The organism is Curtobacterium sp. MCJR17_055, from assembly GCF_003224335.1.
In the GTDB taxonomy this organism is placed as follows: domain Bacteria; phylum Actinomycetota; class Actinomycetes; order Actinomycetales; family Microbacteriaceae; genus Curtobacterium.
On the sequence record NZ_QKLF01000003.1, the window covers coordinates 189,441 to 210,547 of the forward strand.

The 21,107-nt window shown below is 71.4% G+C and carries 20 protein-coding genes; 17 read left to right on the forward strand and 3 right to left on the reverse strand.

Annotation, left to right across the window (positions count from 1 at the left end; all coding sequences use genetic code 11):
- Window positions 1–64: 64 nt before the first annotated feature.
- The 9 genes from DEJ16_RS08375 (at window position 65) to rbfA (ending at window position 11,668) form a co-directional block, all read left to right on the forward strand.
- Window positions 65–1,393: an RIP metalloprotease gene (locus tag DEJ16_RS08375; RefSeq protein ID WP_181419530.1), complete on the forward strand. Its 1,329-nt coding sequence runs from the start codon at window positions 65–67 to the stop codon at window positions 1,391–1,393.
- Window positions 1,394–1,430: 37 nt separating this feature from the next.
- On the forward strand, window positions 1,431–2,963 hold the full coding sequence (locus tag DEJ16_RS08380) for a cytosine permease (RefSeq protein ID WP_110825092.1): 1,533 nt from the start codon (window positions 1,431–1,433) through the stop codon (window positions 2,961–2,963).
- Complete coding sequence (locus DEJ16_RS08385) at window positions 2,960–3,580, forward strand: cysteine hydrolase (RefSeq protein ID WP_309146408.1); 621 nt, start codon at window positions 2,960–2,962, stop codon at window positions 3,578–3,580. The genes DEJ16_RS08380 and DEJ16_RS08385 overlap by 4 nt, the downstream gene beginning before the upstream one ends.
- Before the next feature lie 66 nt (window positions 3,581–3,646).
- Window positions 3,647–4,777 carry a flavodoxin-dependent (E)-4-hydroxy-3-methylbut-2-enyl-diphosphate synthase gene (gene ispG / locus DEJ16_RS08390; protein WP_110825091.1) on the forward strand — a complete coding sequence of 377 codons (1,131 nt, stop codon included), beginning with the start codon at window positions 3,647–3,649 and terminating at the stop codon, window positions 4,775–4,777.
- 100 nt (window positions 4,778–4,877) lie between these two features.
- Entirely contained in the window at window positions 4,878–6,629 is a 1,752-nt protein-coding gene (locus tag DEJ16_RS08395; protein WP_110825090.1) for a proline--tRNA ligase, read from the forward strand.
- Between the two features lie 144 nt (window positions 6,630–6,773).
- Complete coding sequence (nusA, locus tag DEJ16_RS08400) at window positions 6,774–7,769, forward strand: transcription termination factor NusA (protein WP_110825089.1); 996 nt, start codon at window positions 6,774–6,776, stop codon at window positions 7,767–7,769.
- Between the two features lie 87 nt (window positions 7,770–7,856).
- Window positions 7,857–8,177 (forward strand): YlxR family protein, encoded by a 321-nt coding sequence (locus DEJ16_RS08405; protein WP_110825088.1) that lies wholly within the window; start codon window positions 7,857–7,859, stop codon window positions 8,175–8,177.
- A gap of 74 nt (window positions 8,178–8,251) precedes the next feature.
- Entirely contained in the window at window positions 8,252–11,116 is a 2,865-nt protein-coding gene (infB, locus tag DEJ16_RS08410) for a translation initiation factor IF-2 (RefSeq protein ID WP_110825087.1), read from the forward strand.
- A 75-nt stretch (window positions 11,117–11,191) separates the two neighbouring features.
- Window positions 11,192–11,668 (forward strand): 30S ribosome-binding factor RbfA, encoded by a 477-nt coding sequence (gene rbfA / locus DEJ16_RS08415; protein WP_110825086.1) that lies wholly within the window; start codon window positions 11,192–11,194, stop codon window positions 11,666–11,668.
- Window positions 11,669–11,724: 56 nt separating this feature from the next.
- Here the strand turns inward: rbfA and DEJ16_RS08420 are convergent, their stop codons facing one another.
- Window positions 11,725–12,624 carry an A/G-specific adenine glycosylase gene (locus DEJ16_RS08420; RefSeq protein ID WP_110825085.1) on the reverse strand — a complete coding sequence of 300 codons (900 nt, stop codon included), beginning with the start codon at window positions 12,622–12,624 and terminating at the stop codon, window positions 11,725–11,727.
- Window positions 12,625–12,676: 52 nt separating this feature from the next.
- On the opposite strand from DEJ16_RS08420, the gene DEJ16_RS08425 reads away from it, so the two are divergent.
- The 5 genes from DEJ16_RS08425 (at window position 12,677) to DEJ16_RS08445 (ending at window position 16,098) form a co-directional block, all read left to right on the forward strand.
- The gene (locus tag DEJ16_RS08425; protein WP_110858047.1) at window positions 12,677–13,123 is read left to right on the forward strand and encodes a hypothetical protein; all 447 of its coding nucleotides are present in this window, start codon (window positions 12,677–12,679) and stop codon (window positions 13,121–13,123) included.
- Window positions 13,124–13,208: 85 nt separating this feature from the next.
- Window positions 13,209–14,150: a tRNA pseudouridine(55) synthase TruB gene (truB, locus tag DEJ16_RS08430; protein WP_110825083.1), complete on the forward strand. Its 942-nt coding sequence runs from the start codon at window positions 13,209–13,211 to the stop codon at window positions 14,148–14,150.
- On the forward strand, window positions 14,147–14,512 hold the full coding sequence (locus DEJ16_RS08435; protein WP_110825082.1) for a hypothetical protein: 366 nt from the start codon (window positions 14,147–14,149) through the stop codon (window positions 14,510–14,512). Before truB ends, DEJ16_RS08435 begins: the two co-directional genes overlap by 4 nt.
- A gap of 81 nt (window positions 14,513–14,593) precedes the next feature.
- On the forward strand, window positions 14,594–15,118 hold the full coding sequence (locus DEJ16_RS08440) for a hypothetical protein (protein WP_258365880.1): 525 nt from the start codon (window positions 14,594–14,596) through the stop codon (window positions 15,116–15,118).
- 17 nt (window positions 15,119–15,135) lie between these two features.
- Window positions 15,136–16,098 carry a bifunctional riboflavin kinase/FAD synthetase gene (locus tag DEJ16_RS08445; RefSeq protein WP_110825081.1) on the forward strand — a complete coding sequence of 321 codons (963 nt, stop codon included), beginning with the start codon at window positions 15,136–15,138 and terminating at the stop codon, window positions 16,096–16,098.
- Window positions 16,099–16,167: 69 nt separating this feature from the next.
- Here the strand turns inward: DEJ16_RS08445 and DEJ16_RS08450 are convergent, their stop codons facing one another.
- Together DEJ16_RS08450 and DEJ16_RS08455 are read right to left on the reverse strand one after the other, a co-directional pair.
- Window positions 16,168–17,400, reverse strand: a complete 1,233-nt coding sequence (locus tag DEJ16_RS08450; RefSeq protein ID WP_110825080.1) for a DUF349 domain-containing protein — start codon at window positions 17,398–17,400, stop codon at window positions 16,168–16,170.
- A gap of 113 nt (window positions 17,401–17,513) precedes the next feature.
- The gene (locus DEJ16_RS08455) at window positions 17,514–18,323 is read right to left on the reverse strand and encodes a peptidylprolyl isomerase (protein WP_110825079.1); all 810 of its coding nucleotides are present in this window, start codon (window positions 18,321–18,323) and stop codon (window positions 17,514–17,516) included.
- Between the two features lie 139 nt (window positions 18,324–18,462).
- On the opposite strand from DEJ16_RS08455, the gene DEJ16_RS08460 reads away from it, so the two are divergent.
- From DEJ16_RS08460 to DEJ16_RS08470, 3 genes are all read left to right on the forward strand, one after another.
- The gene (locus DEJ16_RS08460) at window positions 18,463–19,824 is read left to right on the forward strand and encodes a replication-associated recombination protein A (RefSeq protein WP_110825078.1); all 1,362 of its coding nucleotides are present in this window, start codon (window positions 18,463–18,465) and stop codon (window positions 19,822–19,824) included.
- Window positions 19,825–20,108: 284 nt separating this feature from the next.
- On the forward strand, window positions 20,109–20,738 hold the full coding sequence (gene rpsD, locus DEJ16_RS08465) for a 30S ribosomal protein S4 (protein WP_110825077.1): 630 nt from the start codon (window positions 20,109–20,111) through the stop codon (window positions 20,736–20,738).
- Between the two features lie 169 nt (window positions 20,739–20,907).
- Window positions 20,908–21,105: a hypothetical protein gene (locus tag DEJ16_RS08470; RefSeq protein WP_110825076.1), complete on the forward strand. Its 198-nt coding sequence runs from the start codon at window positions 20,908–20,910 to the stop codon at window positions 21,103–21,105.
- Window positions 21,106–21,107: the final 2 nt, after the last annotated feature.

Sequence of the window (21,107 nt, forward strand, 5' to 3'; positions counted from 1 at the left end):
GCACGCAGCACCACCCAGGTCGCTCACGGCTTTCGTCATGGCGAGCGTCCCGTACCCTTTCCCGGTGACCGTCGGAACCGTCCTGCTCTTCGTCCTCGGCGTCGTCGTCTTCGTCATCGGGCTGCTGGTGTCGATCGGCCTCCACGAGCTCGGCCACCTGGCCTTCGCGAAGCTCTTCAACGTCAAGGTGACCCAGTACTCGCTCGGGTTCGGCAAGGCGATCTGGTCCTTCCGGCGTGGTGAGACCGAGTACGGCATCCGGCCGATCCTGCTCGGCGGGTACATCTCCATGGTCGGCATGCTCAAGCCGCGTGCCTCCGGACGGGAGATCACGAACACGGGCATGTACTCGGCGTTCGTGCAGGACGCCCGGGCCGCGAGTGCCGAGCAGATCGCGGAGTCCGGCGGCGACGACTCCCGGGCCTTCTACCGGCTCACCCCCTGGAAGCGGATCATCGTGATGGTCGCCGGGCCGGCGATGAACCTGGTGATCGGGATCCTGCTGTTCGGGGTGCTGCTCGTCGGCTTCGGTGCACCGACCACGACGTTCACCTCGAGTGTCGACTGCGTCCTGCCCACGAGTGCCCGGACGACCTGCGCCGACGGCGACGCGGTGTCCCCGGCGAAGGAGGCCGGCATCCGAGCGGGCGACGTGGTGGTCGCCGTCGACGGCCGACGCAACCCCACGATCACCCAGGTCTCCGACCTCTTCCAGCGCTCCGCGGGCGAGCAGGTCACCGTGGTCGTCGAGCGGGACGGCACCGAGCGCACCCTGCAGGTCACCCCGCAGCTCGCCACCCGCGATGTGTACACGGAGGACGGGTCGGTCGCGAAGGACAGCGACGGGACCACGAAGACCGAGCGAGTCGGCGTCGTCGGGGTGAGCATCGGACAGACGCTCGTCCGGCAGTCGCCCGCCGCGGTGCTCCCCGCGACCGGTGCACAGATCGCTGCCTCGGCGCACCTCATCGTCGACCTGCCGCAGCGGCTCGTCGCCGTCTGGAACGCCGCGTTCGGGGCGCAGGAGCGCTCCCAGGACAGTCCGGTGTCGGTCGTCGGCGTCGGCCGGGCGATCGGCACGGTGTCCTCGATGAGCGGCGTGCCCGTGGTCGACAAGGTGTACACGATCCTGGGGCTGCTGGCCTCGCTCAACATCGGGCTGTTCGTGCTGAACATGGTGCCGCTGCTCCCGCTGGACGGCGGCCACATCGCCGGCGCCATCTGGGAAGCGGTCAAGCGTCGTGCCTTCCGGCTGTTCGGCAAGGCCGACCCGGGGCCGATCGACCTGGCGAAGACGATGCCGCTCACGATGGTCGTGGTCGTCCTGCTCGCCGGCATGAGCGCGCTGCTCATCTACGCCGACCTGGTCCGACCGGTGGACCTGTTCGGGTAGCGCCGGGGCCGCGCGTCGGACCACTACGCTGGCGCGCATGAGCGCAGAACCCGTCGCCCGACCGGAGCCGTCGAAGGCGTCGACCGCCGGGCGGACCCGGACCGTCGAACAGCAGGGCACCGACGTCATCGGTGAGGCCGAGCGGAAGGGCCGTCCCCGCGGCCTCTTCTGGCCGTGGTTCGCCGCGAACATCTCGGTGCTCGGACTGGCCTACGGCTCGTTCGTCCTCGGCTTCGGCATCTCGCTCGCGCAGGCGACGGTGGTGTCGGTCATCGGCGTCGTGTTCTCGTTCCTGCTCTGTGGCATCGTCGCGATCGCCGGCAAGCGCGGGTCCGCCCCGACGATGGTGCTGAGCCGCGCGGCGTTCGGCGTCCGGGGCAACCGGTTGCCGTCCTTCCTCAGCTGGGTCCTCACCGTCGGGTGGGAGACCGCCCTCGCCTCGCTGGCGGTCCTCGCGACGTCCACGGTGTTCCGCGAGCTCGGGTGGGACGACGGCGTCGTCACGAAGGCGGTCGCCCTGGTGGTGGTCGCGGCACTCGTCATCGGGGCGGGGATCGCCGGGTTCGACGTGATCATGCGCCTGCAGACGTGGATCACGGTCGTCACCGCGGTGCTGACGGTGGTCTACGTGGTGTTGGCCGCGCCGTCGATCGACCTCGGGACCCTCGCCGACCTGCCGTCCGGCAGCGCCCAGAACGTCATCGGCGCCCTGGTGCTCGTGATGACCGGCTTCGGGCTCGGCTGGGTGAACGCGGCCGCCGACTACTCCCGGTACCTGCCGCGGTCCGCCTCGACGCGCGGCGTCGTCGGCTGGACGACGTTCGGTGGCGCGCTGGCCCCCGCGGTCCTCGTCGTCATCGGCGTCATGCTCGCCGGCTCGTCGCCGGACCTGGACGCCGCGATCGGTGCCGACCCGATCGGCGCGCTGACGACCCTGCTGCCGGTCTGGTTCCTCGTCCCCTTCGCGGTGGTCGCGATCCTCGGTCTCGTCGGTGGTGCCGTCCTCGACATCTACTCGTCGGGTCTCGCCCTGCTCAGCGCGGGTGTGCGGATCCCGCGACCGGTCGCAGCCGGCGTCGACGGCGTGTTCATGATCGCGGGCGCGGTCTACGTGGTGTTCTTCGCGACGAGCTTCATCCAGCCGTTCCAGGCCTTCCTCGTGACGCTCGGTGTGCCCGTCGCAGCCTGGTGCGGTGTGTTCGTCGCAGACGTGCTGCTCCGGCGGCGGGCGTACGCGGAGGACGAGCTCGACACCCCGCGCGGCCGCTACGGCGACGTCCGCTGGACCGCGATCGCGCTGGTGGTCGTCGGCACCGTGCTCGGGTGGGGGCTCGTCACGAACACCTACGGCGTCCCGGCCTGGCTCAACTGGCAGGGCTTCCTGCTCGGCCCGTTCGGCCTCGGGGGACGTGACGGCGCCTGGGCCTACGCGAACCTCGGCGTCCTCGTCGCGCTGCTCGTCGGGTTCCTCGGGACGGTGTTGCTCGGCCGACGCGCGATCCGCCGCCAGGAGGCGCTGCCCGTCACCGAGCCGGTGTCCCGCGTCCCCGCGGACGAGCTGCGCCCGTGACGGCCGGACCGGCACGCGCGGGCGCAGCGGCTCCCGACGGTCCGGGCGCCGCCGACGCAACGGGCACGTCCGACGCACCCGACACCGCCGACGCGTGGCTCGTCGTCATCGACATGCAGCACGTCTTCACGGGTGACAGCCCCTGGGCGGCACCGCGCTACGCCGAGGCGTCCGCGGCGGTCGAGCGGCTCCTCCCGCGCTTCCGCGACCGCACGGTGCTCACCCGGTTCGTCGCCCCGGAGCACCCGTCCGGCGCGTGGCAGCCGTACTACCGCGACTGGCCCTTCGCCCTCGTGCCCGACGCCGACCCGTTGTACGCGCTCACGGAGCCGTTCGCAGCACTCGCGGCGGGTGGCGCCTCGGTCGTCACCGTGCCGACCTTCGGGAAGTGGGGGACGGACCTCCGACGGGTGACGGGGGAGCAGCCGCACCTCGTGCTCACCGGGGTCTCCACGGACTGCTGTGTGCTGTCGACCGCGCTCGCTGCGGCCGACGCCGGCGTCCGCGTCACGGTCGTGGCCGAGGCGTGCGCCGGCGCGAGCGACGACGACCACGCCCGCGCGCTCGATGCGATGCGCCTGTACGCCCCGCTCGTCACCGTCGTCGACTCCCTGTGAGCAGGCCGCACCGCGTTCCGTGGACGAGCGCGTAGAGTTCCCACCGTGCCCGCAGTGAACCTCGGAATGCCGAAGGCCCCCGAAACCCTGGCCCCGCGTCGCAAGTCCCGGCAGATCCGGGTCGGCAAGGTCCTGGTCGGTGGTGACGCCCCGGTGTCCGTGCAGTCGATGACCACGACGCCGACCACGAACATCAACGCGACCCTCCAGCAGATCGCCGAGCTCACCGCGTCCGGGTGCGACATCGTCCGCGTGGCCGTGCCGAGCCAGGACGACGCCGACGCGCTGCCGATCATCGCGAAGAAGTCGCAGATCCCGGTGATCGCGGACATCCACTTCCAGCCCAAGTACGTCTTCCAGGCCATCGACGCCGGGTGTGCCGCGGTGCGCGTGAACCCGGGCAACATCCGGAAGTTCGACGACCAGGTCGGTGCGATCGCCAAGGCCGCGAAGGACGCGGGTGTGAGCCTGCGGATCGGCGTCAACGCCGGGTCGCTCGAGCCGAGCCTGCTGCAGAAGTACGGGAAGGCCACGCCGGAGGCGCTCGTCGAGTCCGCCGTGTGGGAGGCCAGCCTGTTCGAGGAGCACGACTTCCACGACTTCAAGATCTCGGTCAAGCACAACGACCCGATCATCATGGTGAAGGCGTACCGGCAGCTCGCGGAGCGCGGCGACTGGCCGCTGCACCTCGGCGTGACCGAGGCCGGCCCGGAGTTCCAGGGCACGATCAAGAGCGCCACCGCGTTCGGCATCCTGCTCGGCGAGGGCATCGGCGACACCATCCGCGTGTCGCTGTCGGCTCCGCCCGCCCAGGAGGTGAAGGTCGGGCTGCAGATCCTGCAGTCGCTCAACCTCCGCGAGCGCAAGCTCGAGATCGTCTCCTGCCCGAGCTGTGGCCGTGCGCAGGTGGACGTCTACCAGCTCGCGAACGACGTCACGTCCGGGCTCGAGGGCATGACCGTCCCGCTCCGCGTCGCCGTCATGGGGTGCGTCGTGAACGGTCCGGGCGAGGCACGTGAGGCCGACCTCGGTGTCGCCTCCGGCAACGGCAAGGGGCAGATCTTCGTGAAGGGCCAGGTCATCAAGACCGTCCCCGAGGCCGAGATCGTCGCGACCCTCATCGACGAGGCGAACCGCCTCGCCGCGGAGATGGGACCGGCGGCGGGCACCGGCAAGCCGCTCGTCGTCACCTCCTAGGTCCCGGCCCCGTTCCGGACGCACGGCCCGGAACCGGCGGCGGGGAGCCTCCCGTCCACAGGCGCGGCGGACCGCGACCGCGCGCCGCTAGGCTTGCGGCGTGGTCACACGGCTCTCTCACCTCTTCCTCCGCACGCTCCGCGACGACCCCTCCGACGCCGAGGTGACGAGCCACAAGCTGCTCGTCCGCGCCGGCTACGTCCGCCGCCAGTCGCCGGGCATCTTCGCCTGGCTGCCGCTGGGCCTGAAGGTCCGCGCGAAGATCGAGGGCATCATCCGCGACGAGATGGTCGCCGCCGGGGCGCAGGAGGTCCTGCTGCCGGCGCTGCTGCCGCGCGAGCCCTACGAGGCGACGAACCGCTGGACCGAGTACGGCGACGGCATGTTCCGCCTGCAGGACCGCAAGGGCTCCGACTACCTCCTCGCGCCCACGCACGAGGAGATGTTCGCGCTCCTGGTGAAGGACCTGTACTCCTCCTACAAGGACCTGCCGGTCACGCTGTTCCAGATCCAGGACAAGTACCGCGACGAGGCCCGGCCCCGCGCCGGTCTGCTGCGTGGGCGCGAGTTCACCATGAAGGACGCGTACTCGTTCGACCTCGACGACGCCGGCCTGGAGCGCAGCTACCAGGTGATGCGCGACGCCTACGAGCGGATCTTCACCCGGCTCGGCCTCGAGTACGTCATCGTGAAGGCGGACGCCGGCGCGATGGGCGGGTCGAAGTCCGAGGAGTTCCTGCACCCGATCGCGGTCGGCGAGGACACGTTCGTCCGGAGCGCCGGTGGCTACGCGGCCAACGTCGAGGCCTACGTGACCCCGGTGCCCGAGGCGCGGTCGACCGAGGGGCTCCCGGAGCCCGTGCTCCTGCCCGCGGCGGACACCCCGACGATCGAGTCGCTCGTCGCGCACGCCAACGAGGTCGCCCCGCGTGCCGGTGCGCCCTGGACCGCGGCGGACACGCTCAAGAACGTCGTGCTCGCACTGACGCACCTGGACGGCACGCGCGAGGTCGTGGTCGTCGGACTCCCCGGGGACCGCGACGTCGACCTCAAGCGCGCCGAGGTCGCGTTCGCCCCGGCCGAGGTCGAGGCCGCCGGTGACGACGACTTCCGGAAGCACCGCGGCCTCGTGAAGGGCTACATCGGCCCGCAGGTCCTTGGCGCCGACAGCGCGACCGACCTGCGCTACTTCGTCGACCCGCGCGTGGTCGACGGTACGAGCTGGGTCACGGGCGCGAACGAGCGCGGTGTGCACGTCTCCGGCCTCGTCGCCGGGCGTGACTTCGTCGCCGACGGTGTCGCCGAGGTGTCCGACGTCCGCGCCGGCGACCCGGCCCCCGACGGTTCCGGCCCGCTCGAGACCGCCCGCGGCATGGAGATCGGCCACGTCTTCCAGCTCGGGCGCAAGTACGCCGAGGCGCTCGGTCTCAAGGTGCAGGACGAGAACGGCAAGCTCGCCACCGTCACGATGGGCTCGTACGGCATCGGCGTGACGCGCATCCTGGCGATCCTGGCCGAGGCACACAACGACGAGAAGGGCCTGGCCTGGCCGAAGCACGTCGCACCGTTCGACGTGCACGTCGTCGCGACCGGCAAGGACGCGACCGCATTCGACCTGGCCGAATCGATCGTCGCGCAGCTCGAGGCCGAACGATACGAGGTCGTGTACGACGACCGCCCGAAGGTCTCGCCCGGCGTGAAGCTCCGGGACGCCGAGCTGCTCGGCATGCCGGTCGTCGTCGTCGCGGGCCGGAACGCCGCCGACGGCATCGTCGAACTCTGGGACCGGGCGACCGGCGACCGCCGGGAGGTCCCCGTCGCGGATCTGCTGGAGGCCGTCCGCGCGATCTGAGCGCCCGGCGTCGAGCCGGGCGTCCGACGCAAGGCCCGTGGCGGATGCGCCACGGGCCTTGCGTCGTTCCTGCGGTACGATCGACGACGGCTTCCGCGTGGTCCCATCCGCGGGAGCGACTCATCTGAATACGGAGGCACCTCGGTGAAGATCGACCTCGCAGTCCTGCGACTCATGGAGCGTGAACGGGAGATCCCGTTCGACGAGCTCGTCCAGATCATCGAATCTGCCATCCTGACCGCCTACCAGAAGCACCGCGCCGAAAACGACGAACCCGTCGACGCCCAGGCCCGTGTCGAGCTCGACCGGAAGTCCGGCGAGGTCTCGGTGTTCGTCCCCGAACGTGACGAGGACGACAACGTCATCGGCGAGTCCGTGGACCAGCCGAGCGACTTCGGTCGGATCGCGGCCTTCGCGGCCAAGCAGGTCATCAACCAGCGTCTCCGCGACATCGGCGACGACAAGATCCTCGGCGAGTTCCGCGGCAAGGAGGGCGACATCGTCGCCGGCATCGTGCAGCAGGGCCCGAACCCGAAGATGGTCATGGTCGACCTCGGCACCGTCGAGGCGATCCTGCCCCCGGAGGAACAGGTCCCGGGGGAGACCTACACGCACGGCATGCGACTCCGTGTGTACGTGACGAGCGTCGGCCGCGGCAACAAGGGTCCGCAGATCACCGTGTCCCGCACGCACCCGGGCCTCGTGCGCAAGCTCTTCGCACTCGAGGTCCCCGAGATCGCGTCGGGCGTCGTGGAGATCACCTCCCTGGCGCGCGAGGCCGGACACCGCACGAAGATGGCGGTCAAGGCGAACGAGCCCGGGGTCAACGCCAAGGGGGCCTGCATCGGCGAGCTCGGAGCCCGCGTGCGCTCGGTCACCAACGAGCTCGGCGCCGAGAAGATCGACATCGTCGACTGGTCCTCGGACCTCTCGACCTTCGTCGCGAGCGCCCTGTCACCGGCGAAGGTGACGAGCGCGTTCGTGCTCGACGCCTCGACCAAGGCCGTCCGGGCCCTCGTGCCGGACTACCAGCTGTCGCTCGCCATCGGCAAGGAAGGGCAGAACGCCCGCCTCGCCGCGAAGCTCACCGGCGCCCGGATCGACATCCAGCCGGACTCGATCCTCGACGGCGACGACTGAGCGACATCCCCATCGACGCGGTCCGGTTCGCTCGTGGCGAGAGGCCTCGGGCGCGCCGGATCGCGGTCGTCGGAGTCAAGGAGTAGAGTGGACGCCGTCAGAACGTGCATCGGCAGTCGTCGTCGTGCAACCCGATCCTCCCTCCTCCGAGTCGTCGCCCTGAGCGACGGTTCCGTCGTGGCGGATCCGAAGGCAGTCATGCCGGGCCGGGGGGCATGGCTCACACCGACCGTCGAAGCGTACGAACTGGCCGTCAAGCGCAGGGCATTCCGCCGTGCGCTCCGGCTGGAGCGTGATCCCGACACGTCCGCGGTGCGCGAGTACCTCGCCGGGCTGCAGAGCCCGAACGGCACGGAACCCGAGCACCCGGACATGACAGAACAGGCTGAACGGCTTATGGACAACTGATGAGCGGCTCGAAATGAGACCCGTCATCCAGTGAGTCCTGCCCCTTGACGGGGTGGGACCCGTGAAGGAGAACAGTGGCTAAACCACGCGTACACGAGATCGCAAGCGAGCTCGGCGTCGACAGCAAGACCGCACTCGAGAAGCTCAAGCAGCTCGGCGAGTTCGTCAAGGGCCCGAGCTCGAGCATCGAGCCCCCCGTCGCACGGAAGCTCCGTGCAGCCCTGCAGGCCGAGGGCGCGTCCGCGTCGTCGACGCCCGCAGCCCCCGCCGCCAAGGCCCCCGCGGCACCGCGTTCCGGTGCCCCGAAGCCCGGTGGCCCCAAGCCCGGCCCGAAGCGTCCGGCACCCGCCCCCGAGCCCGAGCCCGTCGTCGAGGCAGCACCCGCTGCCCCCGCCGTCGACGGCGCGCCGGTGCCCGCTGCACCGAAGTCGGTCGCGCAGCGCCAGGCCGAGGCCGAGGCCGCACGCAAGGCCGCCGCGGAGCAGAAGGCCGCCGAGCAGAAGGGCCAGCAGGGCGGTGACGCCCCGAAGGACTCCGGGCCGAGCGACGCCGTGAAGCCCGGTGCCTCGAAGCCCTCCGGTGCCGCCCCGAAGCCGGGTGGCCCGAAGCCCGGCGCACGTCCCGGAAACAACCCCTACGCGTCGAGCCAGGGCATGGGTGCACGTCCGCCGCGCCCCGGCAACAACCCGTTCGCCTCGAACCAGGGCATGGGCCAGCGCCCGGCCGCCGGTGCGGGTGGCGGGAACGGCATCCCCCGTCCTCAGCCGCCGCGTCCCGGTGCGCCCCGCCCGGGTGCCCCGCGTCCCGGTGGTCCCGGCCAGAACAACCGACCGAACGGCTTCGGGCAGCGCCCGGGTCAGGGCGGTGGCGGTCGTGGTGGCGCCGGTGGCGGGTTCAACCGTCCCGGTGGTGCCGGTGCCGGCGCCGGTGGCGGCTTCGCCCGTCCCGCGTTCACGGGTCCGCGCCCCGCAGGTGGTGGCGGCCGTGGTCGTGGCCCCGGCGGTGGTACCGCTGGTGCGTTCGGCCGTGGTGGCGGCAAGAGCCGTGCCCGCAAGTCGAAGCGGACGAAGCGCGCCGAGTACGAGATGCGGCAGGCGCCGTCGCTCGGCGGCGTGCAGGTCCCGCGCGGTGACGGCAACACGGTCATCCGCCTCCGTCGCGGTGCGAGCATCTCGGACTTCGCGGACAAGATCGACGCGAGCCCCGGCAACCTGGTGACGGTGCTGTTCCACCTCGGTGAGATGGCGACCGCGACCGAGTCCCTGGACGAGGCCACCTTCGAGGTCCTCGGCGAGGAGCTCGGCTACAAGATCCAGGTCGTCTCGCCCGAGGACGAGGACAAGGAGCTCCTCGAGGGCTTCGACATCGACATCGACGCCGAGTACGCCGACGAGGACGACTCCGTCCTGCAGCAGCGTCCCCCGGTCGTCACCGTGATGGGTCACGTCGACCACGGTAAGACCCGACTGCTCGACGCGATCCGGAACTCGAAGGTCGTCGAGGGCGAAGCCGGCGGCATCACGCAGCACATCGGTGCGTACCAGATCGTCACCGAGCACGAGGGCATCGAGCGCCCGATCACCTTCATCGACACCCCGGGTCACGAGGCCTTCACGGCCATGCGTGCCCGTGGTGCCCAGGTGACGGACATCGCGATCCTCGTGGTCGCGGCGGACGACGGCATCATGCCGCAGACGATCGAGGCGCTGAACCACGCGCAGTCGGCCGGTGTGCCGATCGTGGTCGCGGTCAACAAGATCGACAAGGACGGCGCCAACCCGGCGAAGGTCCGCCAGCAGCTCACCGAGTACAACCTGGTGGCCGAGGAGTACGGCGGCGACGTCATGTTCGTCGACGTCTCCGCGCGCAACAACATCGGCATCCAGGACCTCCTGGACGCGGTGCTGCTGACCGCTGACGCCGGGCTCGACCTGCGTGCCAACCCCGACAAGGACGCCCGAGGCGTCGCGATCGAAGCACGGCTCGACAAGGGCCGCGGTGCGGTGGCGACCGTCCTCATCCAGTCCGGCACGCTGCACGTCGGTGACGCGATCGTCGCCGGCACGGCGTACGGCCGTGTCCGGGCGATGGCGGACGAGAACGGCAACGCGGTCGACGCCGCGACGCCGGCCCGTCCGGTCCAGGTGCAGGGTCTGTCGTCGGTGCCGCGCGCCGGTGACACGTTCCTTGTCACCGAGGACGACCGCACCGCTCGTCAGATCGCCGAGAAGCGTGAAGCCGCGCAGCGCAACGCCCAGCTGGCCAAGGCCCGCAAGCGCATCTCGCTCGAGGACTTCACCCGTGCACTCGAAGAGGGCAAGGTCGACTCGCTCAACCTCATCATCAAGGGTGACGTCTCCGGTGCCGTCGAGGCACTCGAGCAGTCGCTCCTCGACATCGAGGTGGACGACAGCGTCCAGCTGCGCATCCTGCACCGCGGTGTGGGTGCGATCACGGAGTCGGACATCGACCTCGCCACGATCGACAACGCGATCGTCGTCGGCTTCAACGTCCGTCCGGACGTCAAGGCCCGCGAGCGCGCTGCCCGTGAAGGCATCGACGTGCGCTTCTACTCGGTCATCTACAACGCACTCGAGGACATCGAGAACTCGCTCAAGGGCATGCTCAAGCCCGAGTACGAAGAGGTCCAGTCGGGTGTGGCGGAGATCCGCGAGGTGTTCCGTTCCTCCAAGTTCGGCAACATCGCCGGTGTCATCGTCCGGTCCGGCACGATCACGCGCAACGCCAAGGCGCGCGTCATCCGTGACGGCGTCGTGGTCGCGGACGGGCTCGCCATCGAGTCCCTGCGTCGCTTCAAGGACGACGTCACCGAGGTCCGGACGGACTTCGAAGCCGGTATCGGTCTGGGCAAGTTCAACGACATCCAGGTCGGCGACGAGATCGAGACCACCGAGCTCGTCGAGAAGCCGCGCGACTGATCGCACTGAGTACCCTGGGCCCCGCCTCTCCGACCGGAGGGGCGGGGCCTCACCCCGTTCCGCAAGGAGGAACCCATGGCTGATCCGCAGCGCGCACGCAAGATGGCGGACCGCATCAAGGAAGTCGTCGCTCGTCGGCTCGACAAGGGCCTGCGGGACCCGCGACTCGGCTTCGTCACCATCACCGACGTCCGCGTGACCGGTGACCTGCAGCACGCGTCCGTCTTCTACACGGTGTACGGCACCGACGAGGAGCGTGCCGACTCGGCCGCCGCGCTCAAGGCCGCGACCGGCATGCTCCGGACCGAGGTCGGCAAGAACATCACGGCCCGGCTGACGCCGTCGCTCGAGTTCATCGCCGACGCCCTGCCCGACACCTCGGCGCACCTCGAGGACCTGCTCGCGCAGGCGCAGATGCGCGACCAGCAGGTCAAGGCCGCGGCGGTCGGCGCCACGTACGCCGGCGAGGCCGACCCGTACAAGCACGACGAGGACGAGGACGAGGACGACGACGCGTCGGACGACGAGGCGTCGGACGCTGCCCGGACCTGACCGCATCCGGCACACGGAGCGCCCGTCACCGGTCGGTGGCGGGCGCTCCGTGCGTCTCAGCCACGTGGCAGCCGGTACCCCTCGGCATCGTCGCCCTCGGCCAGTCCGTCGCGCAGCAGCGAGGCGAGCGCCCGGTCCCGCTGCTCGGCGTCCGGCCAGACCAGCGCGATCTCGTCCGTCGTGACCGGCACGTCGCTGGCGCGCAGTTCCGCCATGAGCAGGCCCCGCACCTGACGGTCGCTGCCGGCGAAGCGCGCCTGCTTCGGTGCGCGTGGGCCGTCGTGGTCCGGGTACCCGGCGGCCCGCCAGGCGCAGCGGTCGGCGATCGGGCACGCGTCGCACGCCGGCGCCCGGGCGACGCAGACGAGCGCCCCGAGTTCCATGACGGCCGCGTTCGTGGCGGCCGCGGCGTCGCGCTCGACCGGGAGCACGGACTCCATGAGCGGCAGGTCCTGCTTCGCCTTGGCCGGTCCGGGCTCGCCCTGCCCGAGCACGGCCCGGGCGAGCACCCGCCGCACGTTCACGTCCACGACAGGGTGCCGGTCGCCGTACGCGAACACCGCGACCGCGCGGGCCGTGTAGTCGCCGATGCCGGGCAGGGCCAGGAGCTCGTCGACGTCCCGCGGCACGACGTTCCCGTGTCGTTCCGCGATGGCGGTGGCCGCCGCGTGCAGCGCCAGCGCACGGCGCGGGTACCCGAGCCGGTCCCAGGCCCGTACGGCCTCCGCGGGCGGCGACGCCGCGAGGTCCGCGGGGGTCGGCCAGCGCGTGAGCCACGCCTCCAGCCGGGGGACGACGCGGGCGACCTGCGTCTGCTGCAGCATGACCTCGCTCACCAGCGTGCCCCATGCCGGGAACCCGGGCCGCCGCCAGGGCAGGTCGCGCGCCTCCCGGCGGAACCAGTCGAGCACGGGGGACAGGAAGGCGGATCGCGTGTGGAGGCCGGTGTCGTCCACCGACGGACTGGAGGCTCGGCCCGCGTTCACCACGACAGCCTACGGTGGTGGCATGGCACGCTGGGCACCGCAGGAGACCGACACGATGGCCGCGATCGCGAGCGAGGTGATCGCGCAGGTCGGGACGAACCGCACCGTGGTCGCCGTCGACGGACAGGACGGCCTCGACCTCGAACGTGTGGCGGCTGCACTCGTCGCCGGCTTCGAGCGGCACGGCGTCCACGCGATGGCGGCCGCTGCTCCCTCGACCGACGCCGACACGCTCCGCGCCGACCTCGTGACCCCGTTCCGGACCACCGGCGCGGGCGACGGCGTGCTCGTCGTGCACGGAGCCGGGCTCCTCGCGCCGGGGACACGGTCGCTGTGGCGCTGGTCCCTCTGGGTGGAGCAGGAGGCCGGGCGGCTCGAGCGCCGAGCGGACGTGAAGATCGCCGCATCGGCCGTGCTCGACGTGACCGACCCCGAGCACCCGCGCCGCGAGTGGAACGACGCCTGCTGAGCCCGCCGCGACCGGTGGGCCGTCCGGGTCGCACGTCGGGACGAGCGGACGCGACGGCGGGCGGTCCCGCTGCTACGCTGCTGCGGTGCTCGTGACCCCGCCCGACGGCATCATCCTCGTCGACAAGCCGCAGGGCATCTCGAGCCACCGCGTGGTCTCGATCGCCCGCCGACGACTCGGCCTCAAGAAGATCGGCCACGCGGGCACCCTCGACCCGATGGCGACCGGGCTGCTCCTGCTCGGCGTCGGCCCCTCCACCCGGCTCCTGACGCACCTGGTCGGACTGGGCAAGACCTACACGGCGACGATCCGGCTCGGCGTCGGCACCGACTCGGACGACGCCGACGGCGAGCCGGTGTCGTCGGTCGGTGCGGCTGCGGACAGCGTCTCGGACCAGGCGATCGAGGCCGCCGTCGCCGCGCTCCGCGGTCCGATCGACCAGGTCCCGTCCACCGTCAGCGCCATCAAGGTCGACGGGCGCCGGGCCTACGACCTGGCCCGCAAGGGTGAAGCGGTCACACTCCGCGCCCGGCGCGTGACCGTCGACCGGTTCGAGGTCCTCGGCCGGGTCGACCGGGTCGTGTCGGTCGACGGAGCCGACGTCTCCGTCATCGACCTCGACGTCGTCGTGTCCTGCTCGTCCGGCACCTACATCCGGGCACTCGCCCGTGACGTCGGCGTCACGCTCGGCACCGGCGCACACCTCACCGCGCTCCGTCGGACCGTCGTCGGTCCCTTCACGGTCGACGACGCCGTCGACCTCGAGGACGACGCCGTGGACGTCCACGGGGCGCTCGCCCGACCGGCGGACGTGGCACGGCGACTCTTCCCGGTCGTGCAGCTGGACGGGCACCAGGCGAAGGACCTGGGTGACGGCAAGCGGATCAGCGTCGAGCACCCGGACTCGGAGGGACCCGTGGCCGCCATCGCCACCGGTGGGGACCGACTCGTCGGGCTCGTCGCCGTCCGCCGCGGACAGCTCCGCGTCATCACGAACTTCCCCACAGCGGCAGGAGCGAACGCGTGATCGAGTGGTTCATGTGGGTGCAGTTCGCGATCGCCTGCGTCATCGGGGTGGCGGCCGTCGTCCTCGGCCTCGTCGGCCGGAAGCCGGACGACGCCACCGTCGGCGCACTGGCCCTCGTCGAGCTCCTGCTCCTGGTCCAGTTCGTGGTGGCGCTCATCGCCCCGGCCGTCGGCAACCCGCCGCAGGGCAACGTGCTCGAGTTCTGGGTCTACGCCGTCTCGGTGGTCCTGGTACCGCCCGCCACCATCGTCTGGGCCCTCATCGACCGCACGCGCTGGAGCACCGTCGTGCTCGGCGCCGGTGCGTTCACCGCCGCGGTCATGGTGTACCGGATGTACCAGATCTGGTTCGCGCTGAACTGACGGGAACGGTGCTGCACGCGACGGCCGTGCTCCCCGCGTCACCGTGCCCGGGTGTCCCGGGTGGTCGGTAGGATCGGTGCAATGGCGACCAAGTCCTCTGCAGGTGGATCCTCCTCGGCGAGCACCGCGGCCGAGCGCACCTCGGCACCGAGGGTGTCCTCGTTGGCCACCGGTGTCGGCCGGGTCCTCATCGCGGTCTACGGCATCCTCGCCCTGGCCGCCACCGGTCGGAGCGTCGTGCAGATCGCGGAGGACTTCTCCTTCGCGCCGTTCTCGTACACGCTGAGCGCCATCGCCGCCGTGGTCTACATCCTCGCCATGGTCGCCCTCATCGTGCCCGGCCGGACCTGGTACCGGGTGGCCTGCGTGACCATCGTCTTCGAGATGACCGGCGTGCTCGTCGTCGGGACGCTCTCGCTGCTCGACCGCCAGCTGTTCCCGGACCTGACGATCTGGTCCTACTACGGCATGGGGTACGCGTTCGCGCCGCTCGTGCTGCCGATCGCGGGCCTGTGGTGGCTCCGGAAGCACCACCGCGCAGCCCTCGAGCGCGGCACGACGCCCGCAGCGGCCGCCGCGGACCAGCACCTCGGGTCCGCCGAGTGACGGGGAGGGACGCCAGCATGCAGTTCTACGACGACCCGGCAGCCGTGCCGACGGACTTCGGCCCGAGTGCCGTCACCATCGGCAAGTTCGACGGTGTGCACGTCGGGCACCGCGCCGTGATCGCCCACCTCGAGCAGGCGGCCCGCGCGCGCGGTCTCACCTCGACCGTCGTCACCTTCGACCAGCACCCGCTCAACGTGATCGACCCGCAGCGGGTGCCGCCGCCGCTGACGAGCACGGCACAGCGGCGCGAACTCCTCGCGGACGTCGGCGTCGACGCCACCCTCCTGCTCCGGTTCGACCCCGAACTGCAGGCGAAGTCCGCCGAGTCGTTCGTGTCGGAGATCCTCGTGGGCACGCTGCACGCGCGTCTGGTGTTCGTCGGGAGCGACTTCCGGTTCGGGGCACACGGTGCCGGGGACGTCGCCCTGCTCCGGGAGCTCGGTGAGCGGCACGGGTTCCTCGTCGAGCTCATCGACGACGTCGGCCTGGTCGACGACGTCCGTCCCGCGGGAGAGCGACGCGTGTCCTCCACCTGGATCCGCGAACTCCTCGGCGTCGGTCGCGTCGCCGAGGCCGCACGGTTGCTCGGCCGCGAGCACGCCGTCCGGAGCACGGTCGTGCGGGGCAACCAGCGAGGGCGCGAGATGGGCTACCCCACCGCGAACCTCGACCCGCACTGCGAGGGATTCGTCCCGGCCGACGGGGTGTACGCCGCGCGCGTCGTGTACGACGGGGTGACGTACCCGGCCGCTGTGTCGGTCGGCAACAACCCGACGTTCGAGGGCGTCCCGGAGAAGCAGATCGAGGCGCACCTGCTCGACGTGGACATCGACCTGTACGACGAGACGATCTCGGTGCTGTTCGTCGCCTACGTCCGCGGGATGGTCGCCTTCGGTGGGATGGACGAGCTCGCCGCGCAGATGCGCCAGGACGACCTCGCCATCCGGGCGTTGCTGGGCATGCCCGTCTCCGCCTGACGGGACGTGACAGACGGATGCCCCGTGGCCGATCGGCCACGGGGCATCCGTCCGTCGTCGGTCGAGCGCTCAGCCGCCCAGCGCGTCGAGCCAGATCTTGCGGGCGTCGAGCGCTTCGCGTGCGTCCTTGATCCGGCGCGCGTCCCCGCTCGCCTCGGCGTCGGCGAGCTCGCCCTCGAGCTTCGCGATCGCGCCCTCGAGCTGGCTCGCGAGCCCGGTCTGCCGTGCCTTGCGCTCCGGGTCGGACTGCTTCCAGTGCTGGTCCTCGAGGCCACGGACGTGGTCCTCCACCGCGCGGATGCGGTCCTCGACGCGGCGGACGTCGGCGCGCGGGACGCGGCCGATCTCGTCCCAGCGACGCTGGACGTCCGTCAGCGCCTTGCGTGCCGCAGCGCGGTCCTGCATCTGCAGGATCGGTTCTGCCTCGGTGAGCAACGCCAGCTTCGCCTCGAGGTTCGCCGAGTACTCCTCGTTCTCGGCGGACGCCTCGGCGTGCCGCTGTTCGAAGAGGACGTCGCCGGCGGCCTTGAAGCGAGCCCAGAGCGCGTCGTCGTGACGCTTGCCGGCGCGCCCGGCACCCTTCCACTCGTCCAACAGCTGGCGGTACGCGGGGATCGCGTCCGAGCCGCGCGGTGCGAGCGCCTCGGCCTGCTGCACGAGTTCCTGCTTGCGGGCTCGGGCATCGCGGTGCTGCGAGTCCAGCTCCGAGTAGAAGGCGCGTCGGTGCTGGTCGACCGTCGAGCGCGCGGTCCGGAACCGCTTCCACAGGTCGTTCGCGTCGTTCTTCGGGATGCGCGGGCCGTCGTGCTGGTGCTGCTGCCAGCGGGCGAAGACGTCGTCGAGCTGCGCGGTCACCTGCTTCCACTGCGCCCGGGCGGGGTCGACCGCGGCGAGTGCCTCGGCCTCCTCCACCAGCGCGGTGCGGTACGCGAGCGCCTCGGTCAGGGCCTGCTGCGCCTGCGCGGCCTGCTCCTTGGTCAGGGAGCCCACCTGGTCGGTGAGTGCGCCGATGCGGTCCTCGAGCGACTTGATGTCCCCGACGACCCGCGCGTCCGCCACCAGGCTCCGCAGGTGCTCGACGGTGCGGGCGACGTCACCGGCCGACGCGCCGCCCTTGACGCGCTGCTCGGCGATCTTCACCTGGCCCTCGAGATCGGCGTACTTCCGGGCGAAGTAGGCGAGGGCTTCCTCGGCGGACGCGTCCGGGTACTCGCCGACGACCCGTTCCGAGTCCTCGTACCGGACGTAGACCGTCCCGCTCTCGTCGACCCTGCCCCAGGTCGTTGCTTCGTCAGATGCCACAGGTCTCGCCTCGATCGTGGTCGTGCATCACCGACGTCGCCGTCGGCACGGTCAGGTCGTCAGCCTATTGCACGGTCGGGCCGTGCGACGGGCGTGTGCGCTTTCGCCGTGGACTACTTCTCCCGGGCGATCGTGGCGCCGGTGATCTCCGTCGGCACCTCCGGCTTCCCGGAGCCGTCGGCGCCGGGGTCCGCGATGCCCTTCGACGTCACCTGCGACACGAGGTCCGACAGGCCGCTCGTGACCTTCCCGACGACCGTGTACCCACCCGACGAGGGGTCGAGCGTGGTGTCGTCCGTCACGATGAAGAACTGCGTGGTCTGTGACGCGGGCGACGACCCGCGGGCGATGGCGATGGTGCCCGCCGCGTACCGGCCGTCCTCGGGCACGTTCTCGAGCGGACCGTACTGGAAGCCGGCGTCCCCCGTGCCGTCCCCGTTCGCGGACCCGCACTGCAGGAAGTGGAAGTCGTCGCTGTCGGCGAGGCGGTGGCAGGTCGTGCCCTGGTAGAACCGCTTGCGGATGAGGTCGATCTCGACGCTGGTGGCCTGCGGTGCCGCTGCGCCGTCGAGCTCGATGCCGAGCCGGACGTCGTCGTTGAGCGTCAGGGAGCCGGTCCAGGTCGACCCCGCCGCGATGTCCTTGCTCGGCACGTCACCGGTGCCCGCCGCGGTCGCGCTGGGTGACGGCGTGGGGGTGGCGGTGCCGGTCGCGCTGGCCGACGCGGTGGCGCGGTCGTCGTCCTGCGTCGCCGCGTACACCAACTGGGAACCGGTCGCGAGCGCGGCGACCAGCACGAGGGCCCCGGCCCAGACGACGTCGTCGCGGACCCGACGACGTCGCTGACGCTCGTGGAGGCCCTGTCTGGCCTGGTAGAGACGGAGTCGCTCGCGGGCTTCACGGCTCTGGTTCTTCGGTGCCACGGTGCTCTTCTGACCTCTCGTCGCGGTGTCGGTTGCGAGCGTACCGGGTCGCCCCCTCGGGCCCGGGTCGGTGCCGTGCGGTGGCGAGCACGTCGGTGTGGACGCCTACCATCGAGGCATGGCACCAGACCGCTCGGGGATGAACGCGCCGACGACGGGTGGGCGGGCCGGTCTCGCGCAGGGTTCCGTGCCGCTGGCGGTCCGCATGCGTCCGACGAGCCTGGACGAGGTGGCGGGACAGCAGCACCTGCTCGGTCGCGGGTCCCCGCTCGTGCAGCTGGCGACGGGCACGCGGGAGCACCCGGGCGGGGTCTCCGTGATCCTCTGGGGTCCCCCGGGCACCGGCAAGACGACCCTCGCGCAGGCGATCGCCCGGCAGTCCGGCCGTGAGTTCGTCGAGCTCTCCGCCGTGACCGCCGGCGTCAAGGACGTGCGCGAGGTCATGGAGAAGGCCCTCGCGCACCGGGACCTCTACGGCTCGACGACGGTGCTGTTCCTCGACGAGATCCACCGCTTCAGCAAGGCGCAGCAGGACGCCCTGTTGCCCGGTGTCGAGAACGGCTGGGTCATCCTCATCGCCGCGACGACCGAGAACCCGTCCTTCTCCGTCATCTCGCCGCTCCTGTCCCGGTCGCTCCTGCTCACCCTGAAGCCGTTGACCGACGCCGACCTGGGCATGCTCGTGGACCGCGCGGTGGAGGACGCACGCGGCCTCGGCGGCGCCGTGGTCCTCGGCGACGAAGCCCGCGCCGCGATCGTCCGGCTCGCGTCGGGGGACGCCCGCCGGGCCCTGACCGCGCTCGAGGCAGCCGCGGCGTCGGCGGTCGCCGGCCAGGACGACGACGAGCGCGAGGACGGCACGGCACCGGTCGTGGACGCCGAGACGGTCGCGGCCGCGGTCGACCGTGCACTGCTCCGCTACGACCGGGCCGGCGACGAGCACTACGACGTCATCAGCGCGTTCATCAAGTCGGTGCGGGGGAGCGACGTCGACGCCGCACTGCACTACCTCGCCCGGATGATCGAGGCGGGGGAGGACCCGCGGTTCATCGCCCGCCGGATCATCATCTCGGCGTCGGAGGACATCGGCATGGCCGATCCGCAGGCCCTGCCGATCGCGGTCGCCGCGGCGCAGGCCGTGCAGCTGATCGGCATGCCGGAGGGGCGGATCCCGCTCGCCGAGGCCGTCGTCTACCTCGCGACCGCGCCGAAGTCGAACGCGGCGTACAACGGTGTGAACCAGGCGATCGCCGACGTCAAGGCCGGGCGGATGGGCGTCGTGCCGAACCACCTCCGGGACGCGCACTACGCCGGGGCGAAGCGGCTCGGGCACGGCAAGGGGTACGTGTACTCGCACGACGCCGAGCACGGCGTCGCCACCCAGCAGTACCTGCCGGACGCCATCGACGGCACCGAGTACTACACACCGACGGCGAACGGGTTCGAGCGCGAGATCGGCCCCCGGCTCGACCGCCTGCGCGGCATCATCCGCGGCGACTGAACGCCGACGCGCCGACACCGGATGGAGGCTGTGCGCGGGGCCGTCGTGCTGCTATCGTTGACGGGCCTACGTCCTGGTCCTCGCGTGCGGCTGCGTCGAGGACACAGTGCCGGAGCGGTCGGACCACCTCGTGTGGTCCAACAGCCCGGCACGGGGGCAGAGGTTCGGACTGTAGCCGTCCGATCCCACAGGCTCATCCCTCTGGATCCCGTCACGGGGTCCGTCGGTGCGTGCGCGCTCCGAGACCCGTGACATCTTCAGTTCAGTACAGAGAAAAGGACCCTGTGTCTACCAAGTCCCGCACCCGCAGCAAGACCCGCCTCTCGCGCGCGCTCGGCATCCCGCTGACGCCGAAGGCGGCCCGTTACCTCGAGAAGCGCCCCTACGGGCCCGGTGAGCACGGCCGCACGCGCCGTCGTGCGGACAGCGACTACGCCGTCCGTCTCCGTGAGAAGCAGCGTCTGCGCGCCCAGTACGGCATCCGCGAGAAGCAGCTCCGCATCGTCTTCGAAGAGGCCCGCAAGTCGGCCGGTCTGACCGGTGAGAACCTCGTCGAGCTCCTCGAGACCCGCCTGGACGCCCTCGTGCTCCGTGCCGGCTTCGCCCGGACGACCGCGCAGGCCCGCCAGCTGATCGTGCACCGTCACATCCTCGTCGACGGCAAGCTCGTCGACCGTCCCTCCTTCCGCGTCAAGGAGGGCCAGCTGATCCACGTCAAGCAGCGCTCCGAGTCGCTCGAGCCCTTCCAGGTCGCCGCTGCCGGTGGTCACCAGGAAGTCCTCCCGAAGGTCCCGGGCTACCTGGACGTCGAGATCGACAAGCTCCAGGCGCGCCTGGTCCGTCGTCCGAAGCGCGCCGAGGTCCCCGTGACCTGTGAAGTGCAGCTCGTCGTCGAGTACTACGCAGCCCGCTGACCCCAGCGTCGGTGGCAACGGCGGGTCGTCCTCTCCGGAGGGCGGCCCGCCGTTCTGCGTTCCCGGGCCCCGCGGGCGCGCAGACCGTGCCGTCGCGGGACCCGGGCCGTCGGGGTGCCGCGATACGCTTGTCGGACGCGCGCTCCGGCGTGCGCGAGAGGGAGGCACCGTGAAGCAGCTGTTCTTCGTCGCCGTCGGCGTGGTCATCGGGTTCGTCGCCGCACAGCGCGTCAGCCGGACGCCCTCCGCCGCGCACCTCCTCGCCCAGGTCGACGCCCGGGCGAAGGCCTTCACGGGCGCCGTGGCCGAGGGGTACCGCTCGCGCGAGGCCGAGCTGCGTCCCACCGGCCACGGCGTCGACGACTGACG

Excerpts from the sequence above, each read along its gene's own strand:
- DEJ16_RS08380 (WP_110825092.1), top strand. The coding sequence starts at position 1,431 with ATGAGCGCAGAACCCGTCGCCCGACCGGAGCCGTCGAAGGCGTCGACC.
- ispG (WP_110825091.1), top strand. The coding sequence starts at position 3,647 with ATGCCGAAGGCCCCCGAAACCCTGGCCCCGCGTCGCAAGTCCCGGCAG.
- rbfA (WP_110825086.1), top strand. The coding sequence starts at position 11,192 with ATGGCTGATCCGCAGCGCGCACGCAAGATGGCGGACCGCATCAAGGAA.
- DEJ16_RS08425 (WP_110858047.1), top strand. The coding sequence starts at position 12,677 with ATGGCACGCTGGGCACCGCAGGAGACCGACACGATGGCCGCGATCGCG.
- DEJ16_RS08440 (WP_258365880.1), top strand. The coding sequence starts at position 14,594 with ATGGCGACCAAGTCCTCTGCAGGTGGATCCTCCTCGGCGAGCACCGCG.
- DEJ16_RS08445 (WP_110825081.1), top strand. The coding sequence starts at position 15,136 with ATGCAGTTCTACGACGACCCGGCAGCCGTGCCGACGGACTTCGGCCCG.
- DEJ16_RS08460 (WP_110825078.1), top strand. The coding sequence starts at position 18,463 with ATGAACGCGCCGACGACGGGTGGGCGGGCCGGTCTCGCGCAGGGTTCC.